21 protein-coding genes are annotated in these 23,229 nt (G+C 29.6%); 2 read left to right on the top strand and 19 right to left on the bottom strand.

Features of this window, described 5'->3' with window-relative positions; translation table 11 throughout:
- Positions 1-60: 60 nt before the first annotated feature.
- The 9 genes from wecB to T483_RS0114430 all read right to left on the bottom strand — a co-directional run bounded on the left by wecB (position 61) and on the right by T483_RS0114430 (position 8,647).
- A complete protein-coding gene (gene wecB, locus T483_RS0114470) occupies positions 61-1,209 on the bottom strand; it encodes a non-hydrolyzing UDP-N-acetylglucosamine 2-epimerase (protein WP_026887515.1) in 1,149 nt (382 codons plus the stop codon).
- Positions 1,210-1,364: 155 nt separating this feature from the next.
- The gene (locus T483_RS0114465) at positions 1,365-1,859 is read right to left on the bottom strand and encodes a deaminase (RefSeq protein WP_026887514.1); all 495 of its coding nucleotides are present in this window, start codon (positions 1,857-1,859) and stop codon (positions 1,365-1,367) included.
- A gap of 162 nt (positions 1,860-2,021) precedes the next feature.
- Entirely contained in the window at positions 2,022-2,651 is a 630-nt protein-coding gene (upp, locus tag T483_RS0114460; protein WP_026887513.1) for a uracil phosphoribosyltransferase, read from the bottom strand.
- A gap of 119 nt (positions 2,652-2,770) precedes the next feature.
- Positions 2,771-3,256, bottom strand: a complete 486-nt coding sequence (gene rpiB / locus T483_RS29150; RefSeq protein WP_051560396.1) for a ribose 5-phosphate isomerase B — start codon at positions 3,254-3,256, stop codon at positions 2,771-2,773.
- Between the two features lie 47 nt (positions 3,257-3,303).
- Positions 3,304-4,353, bottom strand: a complete 1,050-nt coding sequence (locus tag T483_RS0114450; protein ID WP_026887512.1) for an L-threonylcarbamoyladenylate synthase — start codon at positions 4,351-4,353, stop codon at positions 3,304-3,306.
- A 54-nt stretch (positions 4,354-4,407) separates the two neighbouring features.
- Positions 4,408-4,995 carry a hypothetical protein gene (locus T483_RS0114445; RefSeq protein ID WP_026887511.1) on the bottom strand — a complete coding sequence of 196 codons (588 nt, stop codon included), beginning with the start codon at positions 4,993-4,995 and terminating at the stop codon, positions 4,408-4,410.
- Between the two features lie 63 nt (positions 4,996-5,058).
- On the bottom strand, positions 5,059-6,141 hold the full coding sequence (gene prfA / locus T483_RS0114440) for a peptide chain release factor 1 (RefSeq protein ID WP_026887510.1): 1,083 nt from the start codon (positions 6,139-6,141) through the stop codon (positions 5,059-5,061).
- Positions 6,142-6,276: 135 nt separating this feature from the next.
- Positions 6,277-8,037, bottom strand: coding sequence for a peptide chain release factor N(5)-glutamine methyltransferase (prmC, locus tag T483_RS0114435; protein ID WP_026887509.1), 1,761 nt, complete (start codon positions 8,035-8,037; stop codon positions 6,277-6,279).
- Between the two features lie 25 nt (positions 8,038-8,062).
- Entirely contained in the window at positions 8,063-8,647 is a 585-nt protein-coding gene (locus T483_RS0114430; protein ID WP_026887508.1) for a thymidine kinase, read from the bottom strand.
- A 189-nt stretch (positions 8,648-8,836) separates the two neighbouring features.
- Here T483_RS0114430 and rpmE point away from each other — a divergent pair, with 189 nt between their 5' ends.
- Together rpmE and T483_RS0114420 are read left to right on the top strand one after the other, a co-directional pair.
- Positions 8,837-9,046, top strand: coding sequence for a 50S ribosomal protein L31 (rpmE, locus tag T483_RS0114425; protein ID WP_026887507.1), 210 nt, complete (start codon positions 8,837-8,839; stop codon positions 9,044-9,046).
- 213 nt (positions 9,047-9,259) lie between these two features.
- The gene (locus T483_RS0114420) at positions 9,260-10,366 is read left to right on the top strand and encodes an MGDG synthase family glycosyltransferase (protein WP_026887506.1); all 1,107 of its coding nucleotides are present in this window, start codon (positions 9,260-9,262) and stop codon (positions 10,364-10,366) included.
- Between the two features lie 41 nt (positions 10,367-10,407).
- Here T483_RS0114420 and rho read toward each other — a convergent pair whose 3' ends face one another.
- The 10 genes from rho to T483_RS0114370 form a co-directional block, all read right to left on the bottom strand.
- Positions 10,408-11,850, bottom strand: coding sequence for a transcription termination factor Rho (rho, locus tag T483_RS0114415; RefSeq protein ID WP_026887505.1), 1,443 nt, complete (start codon positions 11,848-11,850; stop codon positions 10,408-10,410).
- A 309-nt stretch (positions 11,851-12,159) separates the two neighbouring features.
- Positions 12,160-13,770: a CTP synthase gene (locus T483_RS0114410; RefSeq protein WP_026887504.1), complete on the bottom strand. Its 1,611-nt coding sequence runs from the start codon at positions 13,768-13,770 to the stop codon at positions 12,160-12,162.
- 165 nt (positions 13,771-13,935) lie between these two features.
- Positions 13,936-14,244: a hypothetical protein gene (locus T483_RS0114405; protein ID WP_026887503.1), complete on the bottom strand. Its 309-nt coding sequence runs from the start codon at positions 14,242-14,244 to the stop codon at positions 13,936-13,938.
- 104 nt (positions 14,245-14,348) lie between these two features.
- A complete protein-coding gene (locus tag T483_RS0114400) occupies positions 14,349-14,765 on the bottom strand; it encodes a DUF1934 domain-containing protein (RefSeq protein WP_026887502.1) in 417 nt (138 codons plus the stop codon).
- A gap of 315 nt (positions 14,766-15,080) precedes the next feature.
- Complete coding sequence (gene spoIIR, locus T483_RS0114395; protein WP_026887501.1) at positions 15,081-15,818, bottom strand: stage II sporulation protein R; 738 nt, start codon at positions 15,816-15,818, stop codon at positions 15,081-15,083.
- 63 nt (positions 15,819-15,881) lie between these two features.
- The gene (gene ispE, locus T483_RS0114390; RefSeq protein WP_026887500.1) at positions 15,882-16,724 is read right to left on the bottom strand and encodes a 4-(cytidine 5'-diphospho)-2-C-methyl-D-erythritol kinase; all 843 of its coding nucleotides are present in this window, start codon (positions 16,722-16,724) and stop codon (positions 15,882-15,884) included.
- 150 nt (positions 16,725-16,874) lie between these two features.
- A complete protein-coding gene (gene cphA, locus T483_RS0114385; RefSeq protein ID WP_026887499.1) occupies positions 16,875-19,517 on the bottom strand; it encodes a cyanophycin synthetase in 2,643 nt (880 codons plus the stop codon).
- Entirely contained in the window at positions 19,489-20,334 is an 846-nt protein-coding gene (locus T483_RS0114380) for a cyanophycinase (RefSeq protein WP_026887498.1), read from the bottom strand. Before T483_RS0114380 ends, cphA begins: the two co-directional genes overlap by 29 nt.
- A gap of 391 nt (positions 20,335-20,725) precedes the next feature.
- Positions 20,726-22,288 carry a DUF3794 and LysM peptidoglycan-binding domain-containing protein gene (locus T483_RS0114375; protein ID WP_026887497.1) on the bottom strand — a complete coding sequence of 521 codons (1,563 nt, stop codon included), beginning with the start codon at positions 22,286-22,288 and terminating at the stop codon, positions 20,726-20,728.
- 468 nt (positions 22,289-22,756) lie between these two features.
- Positions 22,757-22,999 carry a Veg family protein gene (locus T483_RS0114370; protein ID WP_026887496.1) on the bottom strand — a complete coding sequence of 81 codons (243 nt, stop codon included), beginning with the start codon at positions 22,997-22,999 and terminating at the stop codon, positions 22,757-22,759.
- Positions 23,000-23,229: the final 230 nt, after the last annotated feature.

Here is a 23,229-nt window from a genome sequence, read left to right as displayed (position 1 = left end):
TAAATTATACCTTTTATTATTTCTTTTATCAAGCATAAATTGTTAAATTTTAAACAAAGTTTATCTTTTAAATTCTTCTACTTCTCTTGTTGTCAAATCAAAGTATTTTAATATAGCATCTGCTATCCTCCTAGATGCAACCCCATCGCCATAAGGATTGATAGATTTACTCATTTTACAATAAGCATCCGGATTCTTAAGTAACTCGTTTGCTTCTGATACTATTCGATCTACATTAGTTCCCACTAGCTTAACAGTCCCTGCCTCTACAGCTTCTGGTCTCTCAGTAACATCTCTCAACACAAGTACAGGTTTTGCTAAATGTGGTGCTTCTTCTTGCAATCCACCTGAATCCGTCATAACCATAAATGATTTATTCATCAAATTATGAGTCTCCTTAGTATCTAATGGAGATAGTAAATGAATTCTTTCTTTTCCTCCAAGTCTCTCGAACACTACATCCTTAACTACAGGATTCAAATGAACTAAGTACACTAATTCTACATCTTCATTTTGTTCAACTATTTTGTTTAATGCTATACAAATGTTTTGAATTCCTTCTCCCCAGTTTTCTCTTCTATGGGCAGTGATCATTATTACCTTCTTACTAAAATCAATATCATTTAGTTCCTCATTTTCAAAGATGTAATCATCTTCAACTGTATGTTTCATAGCATCGATTACAGTATTTCCTGTAACATATATATCACTTGCATTTATTCCTTCTCTTAATAAATTTTCTTTTGAACCTCTAGTTGGTGCAAAATGTAGATCCGCTAGACTTCCTGTCAGTTTTCTATTCATTTCTTCCGGAAAAGGAAAATACTTATTAAAAGTCCTTAGGCCTGCTTCAACATGCCCAACCTTAATTTGCTGATAGAATGCTGCTAAAGAGCCTGCAAATGTAGTTGTAGTATCTCCATGAACTAATATCATATCCGGCTTTTCTTCTTTAAAAACTTCCTCTAATCCTTCTAAAACTCTACTTGTAATTCCTGTTAATGTTTGTTTTGTCTTCATAATATTCAAATCAAAATCAGGTTTTATGTCAAATAACTCCAAAACTTGATCTAACATTTCTCTGTGCTGAGCTGTCACGCAAACTTTTGATTCAATTTCTTCTCTTCTTTCTAACTCCTTTACTAAAGGTGCCATCTTTATAGCCTCGGGCCTAGTTCCAAAAATTGTAATAATTTTCTTTGTACTCAAGTTATTTCCTCCTATATTTAAGCAATTATAGATTTTTGTCACTCTTATTTCTAAGTACTATCTTTATATATTTTTAAGGTAAACTTTTGACTTTAAAAATAAATCCAACTCGCAATGCTTGTTGGATTTATTCAAATATACAAATTCTAAACAAATTAATATCCTGCGTCTTTTACTATTCGTAAAGAGTCATCGTCTTCTATCCATGAATCTACACTTATTTCTCTATACTCCTGTTTTGAATCCCTTATAATAACATAAGAGATTCCAGAATTAATTATTAACCTCTTACACATGGAGCAAGAGTTCGCATCCCTTACATATTCTTTTGTTTTTGCATCTCGTCCTACTAAATATAATGTAGCTCCAATCATATCTCTTCTTGAAGCACTTATTATTGCGTTAGCTTCACTATGTACACTTCTGCAAAGTTCGTAATGTGTTCCTCTTGGAACATTAAGTTTTTCCCTTATACAGCTATTTAAGTCCATGCAATTCTTTCTACCTCTAGGAGCACCTGTGTATCCAGTAGAAATTATTTCGTCATTTTTAACTATTATAGAACCATAATTTCTTCTTAAGCAAGTTCCTCTTTCTAAAACTGTTTCTGCAATATCTAAATAATAGTTTTGTTTATCTCTTCTCTCCATTTTTATACTCCACCACTATGTTAAGTGACAAGTGATAAGTTACTGCTGAAATCTATATTAGAATTTCTAAAAACACATTTTTATGAAAGGCTATATGCCTTTTTGAAAAACTTGTCACTTATAACTTGCCACTTGATTATGCTTATTACCAATAATTTATTCTTATTTTGTTCCAAATAACCTATCTCCAGCATCTCCAAGACCTGGAACTATATATCCATGTTCATTTAATTTTTCATCTATTGACGCTAAATAAATATCAACATCATCATGAGCTTTTTGTATTGCTTCAATTCCTTCTGGTGCTCCTACTAAGCACATTAATTTTAAGTTTTTAGCACCTCTGTTTTTTAACATAGTTAGAGCATCAATTGCAGAACCACCTGTTGCAAGCATTGGATCAACAACTATTATATCTCTTTCTGCAATATCTTGCGGCATCTTACAAAAATATTCAACTGGTTGAAGTGTTTCTTCATCTCTATATAGTCCAATATGTCCAACCTTAGCTGCTGGAATTAAATTAAGTACTCCATCAACCATTCCAAGACCAGCTCTTAAAATTGGAACTACTGCCATCTTCTTTCCTGATAGCATTTTACATTTTGCTACAGCTACTGGAGTTTTTACGTCAACTTCTTCTGTATTTAGATCTCTTGTAACTTCATAAGCCATTAGCATTGAAATTTCTTCTACCAATACTCTAAAATCCTTCGATCCAGTTTTTTCATTTCTTAAAATAGCTAGCTTATGTAATATTAGTGGATGATTTATTTCTACAACTTTACTCATTATTATTCCTCCAAGTTTAACTTTTATATTTATAGCCCTTTATATTTAATTATATACCCCATTTATCTTTCTTATAATATGAAACGATATTAGTTACAGCATAGCTGCTTTTTTCTAATTTAAATGATCTTGGTTGCAGCATAGCTGCTTTTTTCTAATGTGTATACTTTTTTTTCAATCTCTGAAATTTTATCTATTCTTTTTTGATGTCTATCGCCTTCAAATTTAGCTGATATAAATGTTTTTACTATATCTAAAGCAAGACCTGCACCAACAACTCTTTGGCCCATAGTTAATATATTGGCATTATTATGTTCTCTTGTTGCATGAGCACTAAATGTATCTGAGCATAATGCTGCTCTGATTCCCGGTACCTTATTAGCTGCAATACCAATTCCTATTCCTGTACCACAGATTAATATACCAAACTCATATTCTTTTGCTGCAACTGCTTCTGCTACTGGCAATGCAATATCTGGGTAATCGCAAGAACCTGTTGAATATGTACCAAAATCCTTAACTTCATGCTTTTCACTTTCTAAAAATTTTATGATTTCATTCTTAAGTTCAAATCCACCATGATCACATCCAATTGCAATTTTCATAATTAAATCATCTCCTAGTTTATTCTCTAATTTTCCAAAATACATAATTATACATTCATAATATCAAATCCAGCAGCTTTATTTAATCTATTCATAATAGCTACTCCAACACCTTTTTCTTCATATCCTTCTGCAAAAATCAAGTCTGCTCCTAAGTCATCGCACTTTCTCAACGCTTCAAACAAACTTCTGGCAACTGTTGATAAATCACTTAGGCTACCTAATGTTATACCAGTACCTTCTGGATACTCATAAACATTTTCTTCAACAGTAAGGATACATACTTTTTTACCTTTTTCTATATTATAGTGTACCATTTCACGAATTTTTTCAATAGTTTTTTTTCTTTCTCCAGAAATTATTGTAACTTTAGCATTAGGTGCGTAATGCCTATACTTCATTCCAGGAGCTTTTGGCTTTAAATTTTCATTTGGCTTTTCCATTATGGCTTTATCTATTTCAATTCTTGGATCAACTTCTCTAAGCATCTCTAATGTAATACCGCCTGGTCGTAGAACTATAGGTGGTGTTACCGTGCAGTCTACTATAGTAGATTCAACACCTATGTCACTTTGCTCTCCTCCAAGAATATAATTAACCTTCCCATCAAGATCTTCTATGCACCTCTGAAAATCTGTCGGGCTCGGTCTACCACTTATATTGGCTGAAGGTGCTGCAATAGTTGTTTTTGATAATTCAATAAGTTTTCTAGCTATTTCATTATCAGGCATTCTTATTCCAATGGAGTTTAAATTAGCACTTGTTACATTTGGTATTATATCTTTTTTACTCAAAATTATTGTGAGTGGTCCTGGCCAGAATTTATCTATAAGTTCATTAGCCACTTTTGGTATTTCTTTTGCATATAGATCCAGTTTTTTTGATGAAACATGAATTATAAGTGGATTATCCTGCGGCCTTCCTTTGGCTTTAAATATTTTTTCCACAGCTTCCCCATTAAGTGCATCTGCTCCCAACCCATAAACTGTCTCCGTAGGAAAAACTACAGTTCCGCCATTTTTTATACATTCAGCAGCTTCTCTAATTTTATCTTCGTCCTCAATAACACTTTTGATTATACTAACTTTAGTTTTCAAACATATTACCTTCTTCCCCTAACTCTAAACTTATTATTTCTTAAAAACTCCTGATTAAACTATAAGCTGACCTCTTGATATTTTTATATTTTGTATACTTTCATCAGTATAAATAGCTTTAACACAATTCCTGTATATTGAATCCAATAATAAATATTTCTTCAGTCCACCTCTTTTTATTATTTGAAAATAATATTCTTTCTGGTAGTTTAATTGCTTTATAGAATTATAATCTTCTACAATTTGCGGATATCTTCTTAAAAAATTATCATCAACAGGTCTCAAGCCCTTATTTCTGAAAACAACATTTGTTATTAAAACTATTTCCAAATCATAATCAGATTTATTTGTATGTACCAGTATAACTTTGTCACATATAATTAAATATTCTTTAATAGAGATACCAGCCTTAAAAATCAACCTATTATTTAAACACCTATATTCAACTATATAAGCATTCATCTTAATTATAATAGCTATAATTATTAGAAATTCTATAAAAATTACATAACTAATATAAAATATAGTAGTTAATCCCGTTATTATTAGAACTGTCGGAAGAAAAAACGCAATAATAACCATAGTAATTAAAAAAACTTTTAAATGTAATCTCTCTTTTTTTATAGCCTTATATATATCCATAATCAATCTCCAATGTACTTTTAAAGCCCTACATATACAATGCAAGGCTTTACTTTATAGTTATTACATTTGTGTGTTTCCCATTAATTTCATTTTCTCAGCTTGATCTGCTGTAATAAGTGCATTTATCATTTCATCAATATCTCCACCCAAAAATGTATCTAGTTTATACAAAGTTAGTCCTATTCTATGGTCGGTGATTCTTCCTTGAGGATAATTATATGTTCTAATTCTTTCACTTCTATCCCCAGTTCCAACTTGGCTCTTTCTATCTTCTGCTATTCCTTCAGCTCTTTCTCTCTCTGCCTGTTCATATAATCTTGACTTTAAAACCTTCATAGCCTTTTCTTTATTTTTTAATTGTGATTTTTCATCTTGACATGAAACTACTAGACCTGTAGGCAAATGGGTAATTCTAACAGCTGAGTCAGTAGTATTAACGCATTGTCCTCCATTTCCTGAAGCTCTAAATACATCTATTCTAACATCTTTATCAGCAATTTCTATTTCAACATCGTCAACTTCTGGTAGCACCGCTACTGTAGCTGTTGATGTATGAATTCTTCCACTTGATTCAGTGTCTGGTACTCTTTGAACTCTGTGAACTCCACTTTCGTATTTTAATTTAGAATAAGCGCCATTACCTTTGATCATAAAAACGACTTCTTTAAAGCCACCAAGATCTGTTTCATTCAAACTCATGATTTCTACGCCCCATCGTTGAGTTTCAGCATATCTTGTATACATTCTAAATAAATTGTATGCAAATAGTGCAGCTTCTTCACCACCTGCGCCCCCTCTGATTTCAACAAATACGTTCTTATCATCATTAGGATCTTTTGGTAATAATAAAATTTGTATTTCTCTCTCTAGTTCTTCTTCTCTATTTGTGAGATCAGTTATTTCTTCATTTAACATTTCTCTCATCTCTTTATCACTTTCACCGCTTAACATTTCTTTGTTAGCCTTTAAGTCTTCAACTACTTTCTTATACTCCCTATAGCTATTAACTATAACTTCTAAATCAGAATGTTCCTTACATAGTTTTCTCCATTCATTCTGATTCTGCATAATTGATGGATCACTTATTTTCACTGATAATTCATCATATTTGTTTTCTATAAATTCTAATTTATCTAATAACATTTGATCACTCCGTACTTCTTTTTTCACATTTCTACATTATATCATATTTTAATTACTTAACCAACTAACCTTATTTATAAATTATACATCTTATACTTTATGAACTCGTTCTTATATATAAAATATCTGCTCAAATTAAATTTTAACTCCAACTACTACCCTATCAAGGCTAGCAAAATCTTTAACAATTTTCACATTATCAAAACCTTTATTTTCCATAAGCAGTTTTACCGCTTCTCCTTGATTATACCCTATTTCAAATGCTAATATCCCATTTTCTCTCAGTACATACTCACTTTGGGTTATTATTTTTCTATAAAAATCTAATCCATCATTCCCACCATTCAATGCAGTGTGAGGCTCATAATTTTTGACATCCTCCATTAGTTTATCTATTTCACGTTCTTCGATATAAGGAGGATTTGATACTATAATATCATATGTCTTATTATTTTTTACAGCTTCTTCTAACAAGTCACTTTTCACAAAAGAAACTCTATCTTCCAACTTATTTTCCTTTATATTAATTAATGAAACTTTTTCTGGAATAGGATAGTAATCTATTAAATCAACCTTTATATTTTGCCTAAAATATGCTAATGATATACCAACAGCACCAGATCCAGAACACAAATCACATACTTGCATTTCTTGATTTTCTCCTATAATTTTAAGAACTTCATCTACAAGTATTTCTGTATCCCCTCTTGGTATTAAAACGCCTTCTTCAACATAAAATTCAATCCCCATAAATTCACATTTATTTAGGATATATTTTACCGGCATCTTATTCCTACGCTTTTCAATCAAGTCAAAATATTTTTCAGAATCTTCCTTACTCACTTCATCTTCTTTATGTGTGATTAAGTAAACCCTATCTTTCTCAATAATATTTCCTAGCAATAACTCAGCATCTAACCTAGCAGTGTCTATACCATTTTCTTTCAGTGTAATTGTACCAGTTTTTATTAATTCCTCAATATTTTTATTTGGATCTTTTATTCCCTCTGCAGCTTTCAATGATGCAATTGCCACCTCAATTTGGGAATCATCTGGTTCTTTTGTTGTTAGTAACTGTAACTTAAGACCAGGATATGCTATTATTTGAGCTAGTATGCTATCATTTTTACCAAGCCACTTTATTATCTCATAGCTAATTCCTGTAACTACTGGTATAAGAATAATTCTAAGAGCTAACCTTTCTATAATGCTGCCCCAACCGGTAAAAGAAAAGACTATAATGCTAACAAACATTACCAAAAACAAAAAGTTAGTCCCACACCTTGGATGTAATCTCGATTGTTTTCTAACATTCTCTATAGTTAATTCTTCCATAGCTTCATAACAGAATATTGTCTTATGTTCAGCTCCGTGGTATTGAAACACTCTATATATATCGTTAAGTTTACTTATAAAAAACATATACAGTAAAAGAATTACTATTCTTATAAGAGCCTCAATCAAATTCAACATTACATTTGAAATTCCTGAACTTTTAAAAACTGACGCTATGCCCGTCGGCAATGCAACGAAAAGTCCTATTGCAAAAAGAAAAGAAATAAACATAGTTATTGCCATCAACACACTATTAGCTTTCTCTCCTAATTTATCATCTAACCATTTTTCAAATTTAGAAGGTTCTTCATTCTCTTCTTCCAAGAAGGAAGCTGAGTAATTCAATGACTCCATTCCGACCTTCATGGACTCCACGAGTACAAAAAATCCTCTAAGAAAAGGTATATTCAAAATCGGATATTTTTTTGTTACTGGTCTATTATCTTTAAAATCTATTTCTATATTTCCTTTAGGAGTCCTAACTGCCGTCGCAAGACTTTTCTTTCCTCTCATCATAACTCCTTCTATGACAGCTTGACCTCCAACATCACGTTTTTCCATTTATAAAAATCACTTACTCTCCTAATTAATTTTCTTTGTATTTGTAATAGCATTCTCCGCACAATGACTCATACTCAACATTATCTTCATCATCAATTGCGATTTGTTCTCCTTCAAATACAAATTTGTTATTTATTTTTCTTCCATTAAATATGGCTTTCCTACCGCACGCGCAGATTGTTTTCATTTCTTCAATACTATGAGCCAATAATAACAGTCTTGTACTCCCTTCAAATCCATTCCTTTTAAAATCAGTTCTTAAACCGTAACATATTATAGGTATATTAATCTTTACTGCAATTTCAAACAGCTGATCTATTTGTAATTCTTTTAAAAATTGGACTTCATCTACTAGTATACAATCTATTTTATTATTTACTTTCATATACCTATTGATTATTTTAAAAATATTATCCTGATCTGAAATTAATAAATCTACCTGCCTATTTACTCCTAGCCTAGATACAAGTGTATCTCCACCTTTGTTATCGATTCTAGGTTTAATAATTATCACCTTCATACCACGTTCTTCATAATTATAAGCAACTTGCATTAAATGAGTTGATTTTCCAGAATTCATGGCCCCATATCTAAAATATAATTTACTCATCTGTAAAATACTCTCCTTATTTAAGGTATCATACTCGATTATATCATTTAATAGTCATCATAAAAAGACATTTTTATATTATTTACACACATGGATTTATTATTGACGCTAAAATTCTACTATGATATAATATGATGGTTGTTATTGAATAATTAACATAGTTTATATAATTGAAAGAGGTGAAAAATAATGAGAGAAGGCATACATCCAGAATACCACCACAATGCAGTGGTTAAGTGTGCATGTGGAAACACTTTCACTACTGGTTCTATTAAAGAAGAACTAAAAGTTGAAATATGCTCTAAATGCCACCCATTCTTCACTGGTAAACAAAAAATTGTTGACGTTGGTGGAAGAGTTGATAAATTCAACAAGAGATTCAACCTTGACAACAAGTAATAACTTTACAAGGAAAGACGATGTCTTTCCTTTTTTATTCAATTTTCTGATATATAAGAACTATAACTTATACTGCAATTGTTTGCAAACTTATACATTCTTAAAATTTAAATAACTAATTTTTAATATATTAGCGTATATAATTTAATATTTAAATTATATACTATACATGGTAAACTATGTAATATAATAATGTTGAAATGAGTGACTTTAATGAAAAAAGTTTTAATCTTAACAACATCTACAGGACAGGGACATAATCAAGCTGCTGCTTCAGTAGAAGAATCATTTAATAATTCTGGCTATGAAATTACAAAACTTGATTTTTTAGCTAAAAACAGCAAGTTTCTTAATGATATAATTGTAATTGGGTATGAGTTTTCGGCTTCAAAGTTTCCAAAAACTTATGGTTTCTTTTACAAACTAACTGATACAAAACTAACTAACAAACTATTAAAACTTATCTTCTTCATTGCTAGAAAGAAGGTTTCAAAACTTATAAACAAAATACAACCTGATGTTATTATCGCTACCCATTCTATTAATATTAGCGTAATTTCAGACTTGAAAAAGAATGGATTAGATATACCTTTTATTTTAGTAGTTACAGATTTTAAGGCTCATTATCTATATGTAGATTCTTGCGTCGATGCCTATATAACCGGGAGTAGCTACACAAAAAAATCGCTAATAGATAGAGGTATTGATTCCAATAAAATTTATCCGATAGGTATCCCTATAAGTAGTAAATTTTACACTGAAGTTACATCAGCAAACGATTTAAAAGATGATGAATATTTTAATTTATTACTTATGGGAGGGAGTCTTGGATTAACTACTATTTTTACAGTTCTCAAGGAGTTGTTAAAAAATCAACACAAGCTAAGAATTACAGTAGTTTGTGGTAAAAATGACAACTTAAAGAATAAATTAATTAGTTATTGCAATGAAAATAAATTCGAAAATAAAAAGCTTCATATATTAGGCTTCACAAAAGATATATCCTACTTAATGGATTATTGTGATATTTTAATATCAAAACCAGGCGGATTAACTGTTACAGAATCTATAGTAAAAAATATTCCATTGGTAATTCCATTTGCCATCCCAGGTCAAGAAAATGAAAATATAGATTTTTTAACTAGCGAAGGATACTCAATATATGTGAAAGACTTGAGTAAGCTAAATGATAAGATAAATTATTTAATAAACAATCCTAATGAGCTATCCAAAATTAAGCTAAAACTCAAAGAATTATCATCAGCTTATTCTTTAACTAAGATAGTCGATATAGCTGATGAGTTAATTTCTAAAAAGTAAAAGATGACCACTAGAATAAAGCGGTCATCCTTTTTTGTTATCTATTGAACTTTTTTCTGAAATACATCTATAAATTCCTTATTATTAGCAGTTTTAGATAACATATTAATTAAATTCTCTGTGATATCATCCGAATTACCATCTCTGTACATCTTTTTCCTTATGGAGAACGCTACATCTAATTCTTCTTTAGATAAGATTAAATCCTCTTTTCTTGTTCCAGATTTATATATATCTATAGCTGGGAAGATTCTTCTTTCTTGTAGTCGTCTATCTAAATGAACTTCCATATTACCCGTTCCTTTAAATTCTTCGAATATCATATCATCCATTCTTGACCCGGTTTCAATTAGTGCGGTAGCTAATATTGTTAAACTTCCACCCTCTTCAATTTTTCTTGCCGCTCCAAAAAACTTTTTAGGCATTATAAGTGCACCTGGATCAAGTCCACCTGATAACGTTCTACCTGTAGGATTTATTGTTAAATTATATGCTCTTGATAACCTAGTTATACTATCCATAAGAATAACAACATCTTTACCCTGTTCAACCATTCTCTTAGCTCTCTCTAAAACCATCTGAGCTACCTTTGCATGATTCTGTGGCTCTTCATCAAAAGTTGAATAAACTACATCTCCATTAATAGATCTCTTCATATCAGTAACTTCTTCCGGTCTTTCATCTATAAGCAAAACAATAAGCTTTACATCAGGATAATTATTAGATATATTTTGAGCAATCTTTTTTAACAACGTAGTCTTTCCTGCCTTTGGCGGAGCAACTATAATTCCTCTTTGACCTTTTCCTATTGGACATATTATATCCATTAATCTAGATGACAAATCATTACTATCAGAAGTTTCTAATTTTAATCTTTCTTTCGGATATATTGGTGTTAATGTTTCAAAAGATTTTCTTCCTATAGCTTTTTCCGGGTGCTCCCCATTAACCTTTTGAACAAATAATAAAGCTTTAAATTTTTCGGTTTCCTTCGCTTCTCTTACCTTACCCTCAACTTCATCTCCAGTTCTTAAATTAAACCTTCTAATCTGAGATGGAGACACATAAATATCTTCACTACTAGTCAAATAATTTTTACATCTTAAAAAGCCAAAGCTGTTATTTTCAAGTATTTCTAAAATCCCTTTTGCCGCGTTGGATTCATTTATCATTTCTCTTAAATTTTCTTTCTTTTCCACATTCTCAATTTCATTTGTTTTAGTTTTTACTTCTGAATCATTACTTTCTTTATTCTGTTCGCTATTATCGCTTTTTACTATAACACTTTTAGTTTCTTCTAAATTCTTAGGTGCTATATTTTCTCTTAATATAACACCATTCTTTTCTATAAAATTACCAGAAGCCTTCAATATTTCTTCTATTAACTCGTTCTTTTTATATTTAGATATATTTTTCACACCTAAATCTTTAGCAATATCTTTTAACTTTGCTAAAGTCATGCTTTCATATTCTTTTTTTGTCAAGTTCGCACCTCCAATTTATAGATATTAATCTATAAAATCAATTCTTTTTAATTTTAGTTATATTTTATATCGGAAAATTTAACAGTAAGATAGTTAGAAATGATATACATTTGAGAATATTTTAGAATACTACTTATAAAATTACATCTTCTATTAGTTTGGATATTTATTTCGAATTTAATGCAATATATTAAATTTTATTTTATATAATTCACGATTCATAATTTAAACTACTAAAGTTATTAAAATAAGTTTAATATATAATAAATTATAATACTTATTATATATTAAACTCAATAATAAAACAAATTACTTTGATTTATTTTCTTGTAATGCTGCTTCAATAAATCCTATAAATAATTTATGTGGCTTGTTAGGTCTTGATTTTAATTCTGGGTGAAATTGTACTGCAACATACCATGGATGATCTTCAATTTCAACAATTTCAACAAGTCTTCCATCTGGACTTGTTCCAACTATTTTCATTCCACCTTCAGCTATTTGTTGTCTATATGTATTATTAAATTCATATCTATGTCTGTGTCTTTCGCTTATAAGCTCAGAATTATACACTTCATATGAATTAGTATCTTCTTCTAATTTACATGGGTATTGTCCTAATCTCATTGTTCCGCCAAGGTTTTCAATATCCTTTTGATCATTCATAAGATCTATTACTGGATATTTAGTATCTGGATTTATTTCCGAACTATTTGCACCTTCAAATCCTAATACATTTCTTGCATATTCAATAACAGCACATTGCATTCCTAAGCATATTCCAAAGAAAGGAATTTTGTTTTCTCTTGCATATTTTATAGCTGAAATTTTACCTTCTATCCCTCTATCTCCAAATCCACCTGGAACCAATATTCCATCTACATCTGAAAGAATTTCATTGACATCTCCAGTTTCAATTTCTTCAGCATTAACCCATTTAATTTCAACCTTTGAATTATTAGCATATCCACCATGACTCAATGCTTCTACTACTGATATGTATGCATCATGTAATTCTACATATTTACCAACTAAAGCTATTTTAACATTATTCTTAAGATTCTTTATCTTATTAACCATTTCAATCCATTCAGAATTGTCTATATCTCTACATCCTAAATGTAATTTTTCACATACTAAATTATCTAACCCTTCAGCATGTAGCATTAATGGTACTTCGTAAAGATTTTCAGCATCAAGATTTTGAATTACTGAGCTTCCTTCTATATTACAGAATAGACCTATCTTTCCTTTTATATCATCTGATAACTCTTTTTCTGTTCTACAAACTATGATATCTGGTTGTATACCAATAGTTCTTAATTCTTTTACTGAGTGTTGAGTTGGTTTTGTCTTTAATTCACCTGCTTTTCCTAGGTATGGGACTAAAGTTACGTGAATATAACAAACATTTTCTGATCCAACTTCACTCTTTATTTGTCTAATAGATTCTAAAAATGGCTGCGATTCTATATCTCCAACAGTTCCACCAATTTCAGTTATTACTACATCTACATCTCTTTCTTTTGCTACTTGATATACTTTATCTTTTATAGCATTTGTTATATGAGGAATTACTTGAACTGTACCTCCAAGGTATTCTCCTCTTCTTTCCTTTTCTATAACTGAACTGTATATCTTACCAGTTGTAACATTTGAATTTTGAGTCAAGCTTTCATCTATGAATCTTTCATAATGGCCTAAATCTAAATCTGTCTCAGCTCCATCATCTGTAACAAAAACCTCTCCATGTTGATAAGGGCTCATTGTTCCCGGATCCACATTAAGATATGGATCAAATTTTTGGATGGAAATTTTTACTCCCCTATTCTTTAATAATCTTCCAAGAGACGCTGCTGTTATTCCTTTTCCTAGTGCCGATACAACTCCGCCTGTAACAAAAACGTATTTAGTACTCATCTTTATCCTCCCTATGTTAAAATGTTCTTCTAATTAATATTGACTTTTTCAAAAAGTAATGCTATAATGAAAATCACCCCATAAAATATAATATGGGGTACTTGTGTTGCTTAATAACATAGGTATTATAATATCACATATCCGCTTCAATATCTAGTCTTTTTTTTATAATAAATTGGTCATGCTATTCTTTTCTATATTATTTTCTAGTTCAAAGTACTTCTCTCTAAAAAGTCTATTTATCAATAATTTTTCCTCTGCTAATTTTAAATTACTACTTATACTCTTAGAAGTTTTCAAATTAAAGATTTCCTTTAGCTTATCAGTGTCTAAGCAATGATTATATTTTAACAATAACAACAATATATATTTATTATCCCTATTTTTTAGTAATTCTATAAAATCTTCTTCGTCAATTCCGTAATATTTGCATATGTTATTCAATATCTCTATATATTTCAATCCATTTTGCATATATATTCCTCCCTTTGAAATTATATCCCATATTTTTCTAATTTAATCAATTTATTTCTAGATATGTTTATACAAAGGGAGCATTTAAATAAATATCCGCTAACTTAATTTAATTTCACACCAATAGTTAAGTTTGTCTTCAACGCAGGTTGATCACCTATTTCTAATATGTACATCGCGTTTATCGTCCCACCTTCTTTGCTAATATTAATATCAAGTTTTCTAGTATGTATCTTAAGATCCATAATCCCATATGGTGTTTTATATAAGGATATTGTTCCATAATTTTTTCTAAACTCCATTTTGGTTTCTGTCGTGCCTTCTCTTATTAAATCAAAAGAGTCATTTCTTACTATTATAGTAGTCTTTGTTCCTTCCATTCCAGAAAGCTTTGTCTCCTCATACTCTACCCTAAATCCCTCTTCTATTTCATAGAAATCTCCAGGTGTTACTACACCTATGAGATCTTCTTCATTATCCAACACATAACTATCCACAGTTATAATAGCTTTTTTATTCATATTTTCCTCCATTGCAATATATTATATTTGAAAACTTTTTTAAATTTCAGAAGTAGGTTTCAACTTTATTAAATTCATTCTATAATTATACAAACTTGTTTGGGCTTATCATTTTGCTGTACTATTCCTAGTCATTAATCTTCAGATTAATATTAAACATATCCTCTTCAGAATAATTATTGTTTATAATTTTAAAATGTAATAAACATGACTTACTTCTAATTGCAAAGTAATTTATCCACATTCCTACTGATTATAAATTATAAAATAATAGTCTACTAAAGTGAATAACAATTCTAAATGTTCTATCTAATATTATTTAAATATATCCTTAAATATTTCTGCTATTTTAAACTTTATTTTTATATTGCTTTTATCAGTCGGCTTATCTTCTACACTTTCATCTGAATCATCTTTACCTTCTAATTCAAAGCTTTTTCCATTTGACTTTATTTTATTCTCTGTCTTATCATATTCTACCTGTGCCTTTGATTCATCTACGAAACATAGTGGAGGAAACATTACACACCACCAATTCCTTCCTTGTCCACTTCCTATAATTATTCTAAAAGCCTCATAGTTTCCTTGTGGCAAAGTTATATTACCATAAGACTTATCCGGAAAATTTTCCCTAGATAATTCAACTTTTACATCATAATCATAATTATTATCCTTAATCACTTCTTCTGCAAGTACTTTAACATCTTCCATCTTATCTTTTATAATTTTTCTTGATTCATCTAATGACTGTGAAGAATTTAAATAAGGATATAAATAATCTATAACTTTATTCTTTACTTTTAACTTTAATTGTTGATCCTCATCACTATCGCTATTAGCAATAACATGAAATCTTATTAGAGAATCTTTAACTTCATCGTAATTTAATACTCTCATATTATTCTCATTTTTAGTGTTTTCTGTCGCAATTAAACTATTCACCAAATTTATGCTATTACCTTTACCAATGCTTGTACATCCAGAAAATACATTTATACTTAATGTTATTAGAACTATCAATACTATTTTTTTAAATTTCAAATATCTTGTCATAAACAAACCCCCTTGTAGCTAAAATTATTACCACTTGGAGGTTTTTTATACACTCAGTTTGAATTAAATTGTTCTTGTTATAAATACATCTTTATATTTTTTTCTCATTTCATCATAACATAACTGCGCTTTTAGCATATCGTCAAAAAAAGCAAAAACAGTTGGACCACTACCACTCATCATTGAACCTATGGATCCACTAGCTTTCATTTCTTCCTTAATGTTAGCAATAACCCTATGTTTTCTTAAAGTTACATTTTCTAATAAGTTTTTCATATTGTTTGCTACAAAATAGACATCATCATTATACATATTTTCTATTAAATTATCTATTTTAGGATGAAACACAACTTTTGATAAATCAAAACATTTATAAACTTCTTTTGTTGATACACCAAAAGGCGGTTTTACTAAAACTATTATTTTATCTTTAAATGATTTTAGTTGGGTAATCTTTTCTCCTATACCTTCACACAGTGCTGTTCCACCTCTAATGCAATATGGTACATCAGCCCCTAGCTTTAGCCCTATAGATTTTAATTCTTCATCACTTGCATTTACATTAAACATCTTATTCATAAGCTTTAAAACTCCTGCTGCATCGGTGCTTCCACCTGCCAATCCGGCTGAAACAGGTATATTCTTAGTTAACGTTATATCTACTCCCTGATCAATAGAATAAGTTTCCTTAAATATTTTCGCTGCTCTATAAGCTAAATTTCTTTCATCAGTAGGAACATAATGCTTATTACAATTTAACCTTATCTCAGATTCAGTTTTTTCTATTTCTATTATGTCATATAAATCTATAGTTTGCATTATCATTTTTAATATATGATATCCATCTTCTCTTTTCCCAACAATATCTAAGGCAATATTTATTTTGGCATAAGCCTTAATCTTCATTATCTTATTCCTTTCTTAACATTTTGACAATATTTTATCATAGGTAAAAATTCTTGTCTAATTAATATATTAAAAAGGGATTGATAATACTTATTGAATATTCTACTGTGCGATCGATATTTCAGGTAACTTTAAATTTCCATTTCAGAGTTATAATGTATTACTGTACTGTTTGTATTCTTCATCGAACGTATCTAGTTGTTTGGTTGGTTCCTCATTTATGAATTCTAAAAGAGAATCTAACTTTTCATAAAATACTACAATTATATCGTCCTTATTACTTATATCTATTGCATGTTTTAATGCTTGAACTTCATCTAGACAAATCTTTAAATTTGCATTTTTATTAGTTTTTAATATTGCCTTTTCTAATATATCTGCAATTTCCCCATCTTTTCTACCCCGTTTATCTTTATCTTCTTTTATTACTATTTTATCAAAATTATTAGCACATATTTCTCCGATTGCATACCCTATATCGTCTTTTCTATCTCCTGGTATTCCAATTACTCCAATTAAATTATTATCACCCTTAATCTTTCTCAATGAAGATATAACCGCTTTATAACCTTCAATATTATGAGCATAATCCAGTATAATTCTTCTGTTAAGGTAATTGTACATATTAAACCTTCCACTATTATCTTCATTATTTAACCCAAAATCCATAAAACCTTTTGAAATCATACAATAATCAACTTTCAGCCCTACCAATCCTGCGCAAGCTGCCATTGCATTTTCTATATTATATTCCAATGTTCCATTATATGATATTGGTAAGTCCTTAGTGGATACAATTTCATACTTCTTATTGCTATTAATTACACAAATTTTATCATTTTCAATAAATACAGCTATTTTACCATTGATTATATTTTCTTGTATCAAAGGATTTTCTTTGTCTTTTGAGAAATAAATTTTTTCTGCTGAAAATCTATTTATTACAGTTTTGCTATATTTATCGTCAGCATTTACAACAACAAAACCTTCATCTTTTACCGCTTCTCCTACTAAAGCTTTTGTAAAACTTAATTCTTCAATAGAATTGATTCCATCTAAGCCCAAATGATCATTGGTTATATTTGTAATTATCGCCACATCTGCCAGATCATATGCTAACCCGTTTTTAACCAATCCTCCTCTAGCAGTTTCTAAAACAGCTACCTCTACATCTTTATTAATCAATATTGATCTTGCACTATTAAATCCAGAATCGTCTCCTTTATGTATGCACTTTTCATTTAAGTATACACCATCAGTTGATGTCATACCCACATTGCTTCCCATCTTTCTTAGTACATGACTTATTAATCTTGTAGTAGTTGTTTTTCCATTAGTACCTGTAATAGATATTACTGGTATATTTTTAGGCTCTTCGTCATAAAGAGTTTCAAGTATTGCTTTTCCTACATTACGCTTTTCGCCTTTTGAAGGAAAATGGTGCATTCTTATACCTGGCGCAGCATTTATCTCTAAAACTATTCCATTATTATCGTTAAGTGGAATACTAATATCTCTTGCACAAATATCAACTCCGCAGATATCTAAACCTAAAGTTTTAGCTGCATTTATGCAACTTTCTATATTTTCTTCACAGATTTCATCAGTACAATCTATTGCTATTCCACCAGTTGAAAGATTTGCATTTTCTCTTAATAATATTTTTTGACCCTCTTCAGGTATATAGTTCAACTCTAATCCTCTTTTAGAAAGGCATGATATTAACTCAGCATCAATTTTTATTTTGGTTAATGCCTTTTCATGATCCTCTCCTCTTAATGGATCTTTATTAAGAACCTCTATTAACATCCTTAAACTATCTTTTCCATTTCCAATAACATATGGAGCTATTCTCAATGATGCCGCTACTACTTTGTAATTTACAACGCAAACTCGATAATCGCTTCCTTCAAAGTACTTTTCCAAAATTATATCTTTTTGATTTTTTCTTAAGTTAATATATGCATCAACTAATTGTTTTTGATCTTTTATATTTAGTATTACACCCTGCCCCTTATTTCCACATTGGGGTTTTAAAACCACTGGATATCCAATTCTTTCTGCTTCTTGTAATAACCCAATCAAATTAAAGACTTTACTTCCATCTGCTACAGGGATATTTTGAGTTTGAAGTAACTGTTTTGTTAAAAGCTTATCACAAGATATGTCAACTCCTACACAACTAGTTTTGTTTCCTATAGAAGCTTCTATGATTCTACCCGCTTTTCCATATCCTATTTGATATATAGTGCTATCCCCGAGCTGCATAACGGGAAGCTTATATTCTCTTGCCGCATCACATATTGCTTTTGTGGTAGCACCCATTTGCTCATTTTGTAATATATTTTTTATGATTTCCATTCTTCCATCAAAATTTAGTGGATTTTGCGCAATCAAGGAATTCATTAAGTCTATGGCTAAATTAGCCACCTCAAGTATAGTATTTTTATATTCATATTGTACGATAATATAATACATATCGCCTTTAATTTCTCTTGCCTTTCCATAAGCAACATCTATTCCCAAATTATTTTGTATCGCTATCATAGTGTGTTCACAAATATGTGCTAGGTAAGTTCCTTCTTTTAGTCTTGTAACAAAACCACCATCTTCATCAATTCCACATCTATGATTTTTTAATTCAGGTATTATATTTACAAGATTAAAATTAAAATTCGGTATGTCCTTACTTGGTATTTCAGAATATCCTTCCAAATCCATATCTATTCTTATACATTTTTTATGAGAATAAATATTTTGGCCTTCATATATTCTCTTTTGTATTATCTTCATGATTAAACTTTTCCTCCTCAAAAGGTGACTTTTTTATAAGATCAAATTTATTTCCATCAGTTAATACATGCAACTTAACATTGTGCATACTCAAAATATCATCTGCATATAATTCTGAAACATTAGTATATGTAATTGCACTACCATCAATAAAGTACACTGCTCCTTCTCCTATTACCTCTATCATCCCAGATTGGTTCACTACTATTCCTGTATTTTCATCTATTCCTATTCCTAGAACCTCAGGATTTTGTGCAATTCCTGTTAATAGTCTTCCTATTCTTCCTCTTTGAGCAAAATGTTGGTCAATTATAACATCCTTAATCAACCCAAGTCCTGGAGACATTTTTAATGTACATTTTCTTGGGTCATCGTCATCTTCTCCTTGAACTATCATTGTATCACTCATTACGGATGCTCCTGCTGAAGTACCTACTATAAATGCACCATTCTTCCAAGCTTCTTCTAATGCATCATAGACTGGAGTCCCACCAATTAAACTTGTTATTTTTAATTGATCCCCCCCAGTAAAAAATATTAATGAGGAATCTTTGATTAGTTCCACATTCATATCGTCAGATGCTTCTATTCTCTCACTTATATCTAATACCTTTATGTTCTTTACTTCAAGTTCTCCAAATACCTCTTTATATTTATTGGCGGCTTCTTTAGGATAATCAGTTGCAATAGTTGCAATTAATAAAGTATCTTCATTTTTGTCAATTGAATCACATACTCTTTTTAGAATTTCTTTTTTGCCTTCTTTATCTTCGGCTCCTCCAATTATTATTAAATTACCACTTAAAACTTTTTTCAAATTCTATCACCTCATATCATGCATTACATATTCTATCCATCACATTAAATAATTATTCAAGAAATTTGACTACTACAGAATGCTGAGCCATGTTTCTTCTACGAATAATTTGCTTAATTTTCACTTTTTTAATTCAAACTAATAGCAACTATAAAACAAAACTTAGTTTATGTATTTTTTATTTTTTTATAATACATTTAGCAGATAAAATTATATAACAATATTTTCCACTCCATTGTGTGACTTAACCATTTTCTTCATATCCAATAAACTTTTATAAACTTTTCGATATTTTTAAAACTTAATAATATTACTTCACAAAAAAGAGATACCTCAGAATTCACCTAATGAAATTCCGAAAGTATCTCTAATATTATGAATTTAATTAATTTTAGAATATTGCCCTTCCTGGTATTATCAGCTTTTGTCCCTCTTCAATATGTTCTGGATCCTCAATTTTATTTATCTTAATTAACTCATCAACTGTTGTATTATATTTTTTTGCTAAGTTCCAGAAAGTATCCCCTTTACCAATTACATAGATAGTAATGCTAGCTTTCTTTTCTGGAATATCCCCCTCTTCTTCAACCACATCTGAAACAAATTCCTTATTCATTTCATACAATATTCTTCCAGATAATATCACATTGGCTTTAATAGCTATGCTATTTCCCTCTATTGCAGCATCTATGTTTTCTAAATTACTTTTAATTATAGATTTCATATTTTCATCTGCACCTGCTATATCAATTGCGGCCGAGAATGGTATTTCTGCTTTAACACTTGATAAGTATTTTTCTTCATCAGTTGTCTTATACAATATACTCGCTTTTATAATTCCCTCTACAATAACTCTGTCTTTTACAACTTGTTTATCTGTTAATATTATAGTTCCATTAGCAGATATTATATGTTCAGGTCTCAAATCATTATCTTTCAATTGAATATTATATTTAACAATCGCTTCTGAATTATTCATTCCATGAAGAATTCCAACCTCGTGTTCATCTTTCTTGAGACTAAGCAAACAATTAGTAGAATATGCATCCTTAATAGTATCTATGTTTTCTTTTGAAAATATCTTAACATTTGCTCTCACTACAAGTTCATCATTTATAATTCTTATTTCTCCTAAGTCATCTTCTTCTAACATTAAATCATTATTTGATATTTCATAAGAAACCGTCGGAATCATATCTGATGTTATACCATTAATTTCTTCCTCTTTTGATAAATAAATATCATCTTCTAATGGAATTATTTCCTTAGAATCTTCTCCTTTATACAATATATTTAATCTGCAGTAACAACCTAGGTAAACTTTATCTTCTGTTATTTTTATTTCTTTTTTATGAAGCAGTAATGAGCACTTTAATATTTTACTAATTTGCGGTTTATCCATACCAACCCTAATCATAGACTTACCTATTAATTCAACATCTTCAGTTGCATTAATTTTATTAATTGTCTCTGTTTTCTTCAACACTTCTACTTGGTCATTTCCTTCGATATCTTTTACAAACTCAAATTCATTACTTTTATAAAGTTCCCACTCTACAGTAACTATACCTTGAATAGATATTTTCCTCTCATTCATTATGTTTGCTTCAATATGTTCAATGTTACATTCTGCCTCGCAAGTTACTCTATTTTCTCCCTGATTCAAGTCGATATTATTTGTAAAGTTCTGATTATAATTCACTGAATTTACTGCAAGTCCCTCTTCCTTAGCTAAATATATTACTGTGTACTCAACCTTTCCTTCTATAACCACCTTATCTCCAATTATTTCTTTATTGGTTATCATTGGTCTAGCTTCAACAGTTAATATCTCTTGTACATCAGGATGAGTATCAGGGATCAAATATTCATCTTTTAATACCGAATTTGTATTATTTTCCCTAAGCAATTGTTCAAACTGTACATTTTCTTTTACAATATCTATATCTGCCATGTTTCATACCTCCATAAAATTCCTACTATTCATTTATATACATCTAAGTAGAAATTTATGATAGATATATTTTTATTTTAGTTTCAAAATTTAAGTAAACCTCTTACTCCATTTACTTAATAATATTTTTTAAATTTTTTTGCGTTTTTTATTGACATATACTATTTTTTGTCGTAATATAGTAATTGGTTATTGACCATATAACCTCTCATAAATTCTCAATACCCTTTTATACCATAGTTGAAAGATGGAAACCCACCATCTTTCTTTTTTTATGAAATTATTTAATTAATCTAATCTTATTATTGCTTTATTTATATAATTATCCACTGTTTATAATTTCATATATATAAAAACACTTCTTTTAATTTCCGATCCCTTAATTATTTTACATAAAAATAGATAGTAAAAAATAAAAAATCCACTTTTAAAACAAGATAAAAAGAAAAACTCCGAATTAATCGAAGCTTATATTCTAGCTGGAAATACCAATTGTACAGTCTTTGTTAATACATCTGAATAACTATAAGTCACGGTCCTTTGGGTGTCATTTTTTAATCTTATAACGAAAATACTTGGGTATACACTTTCAATTATACCATCATTAACTAAAATCTTTTTCCTTCCACCATTAGCTTTTAGAGTCACTTTCTGACCAACGTGTCTCTCTATATCGTTTTTAATGGAAGCAATAGTTTTAACTTTTTCCATGCAAACACCCTCTTTCATACTAATTATATAACAAAACCACAAATTAGTCAAGCAAAATAAATATTTTATCATTTATAGCACTACATTGTCAATGTAAACATTTTTCCAATTATATATGTTTTTAAGCTATTTTATTATATTATCTGCTTTTTCTTAATTATTATTCCCCTTATCATAAAATTTAATTCTATAAAACTTTATAGTCTATAAATAATTCAAACCTTATTGAT

This window comes from Clostridium beijerinckii HUN142 (assembly GCF_000621745.1).
Taxonomy (GTDB): domain Bacteria; phylum Bacillota; class Clostridia; order Clostridiales; family Clostridiaceae; genus Clostridium; species Clostridium beijerinckii_A.
Note: the sequence above shows the minus strand (reverse complement) of the source record. Positions and strands in the feature narration are given on the sequence as shown.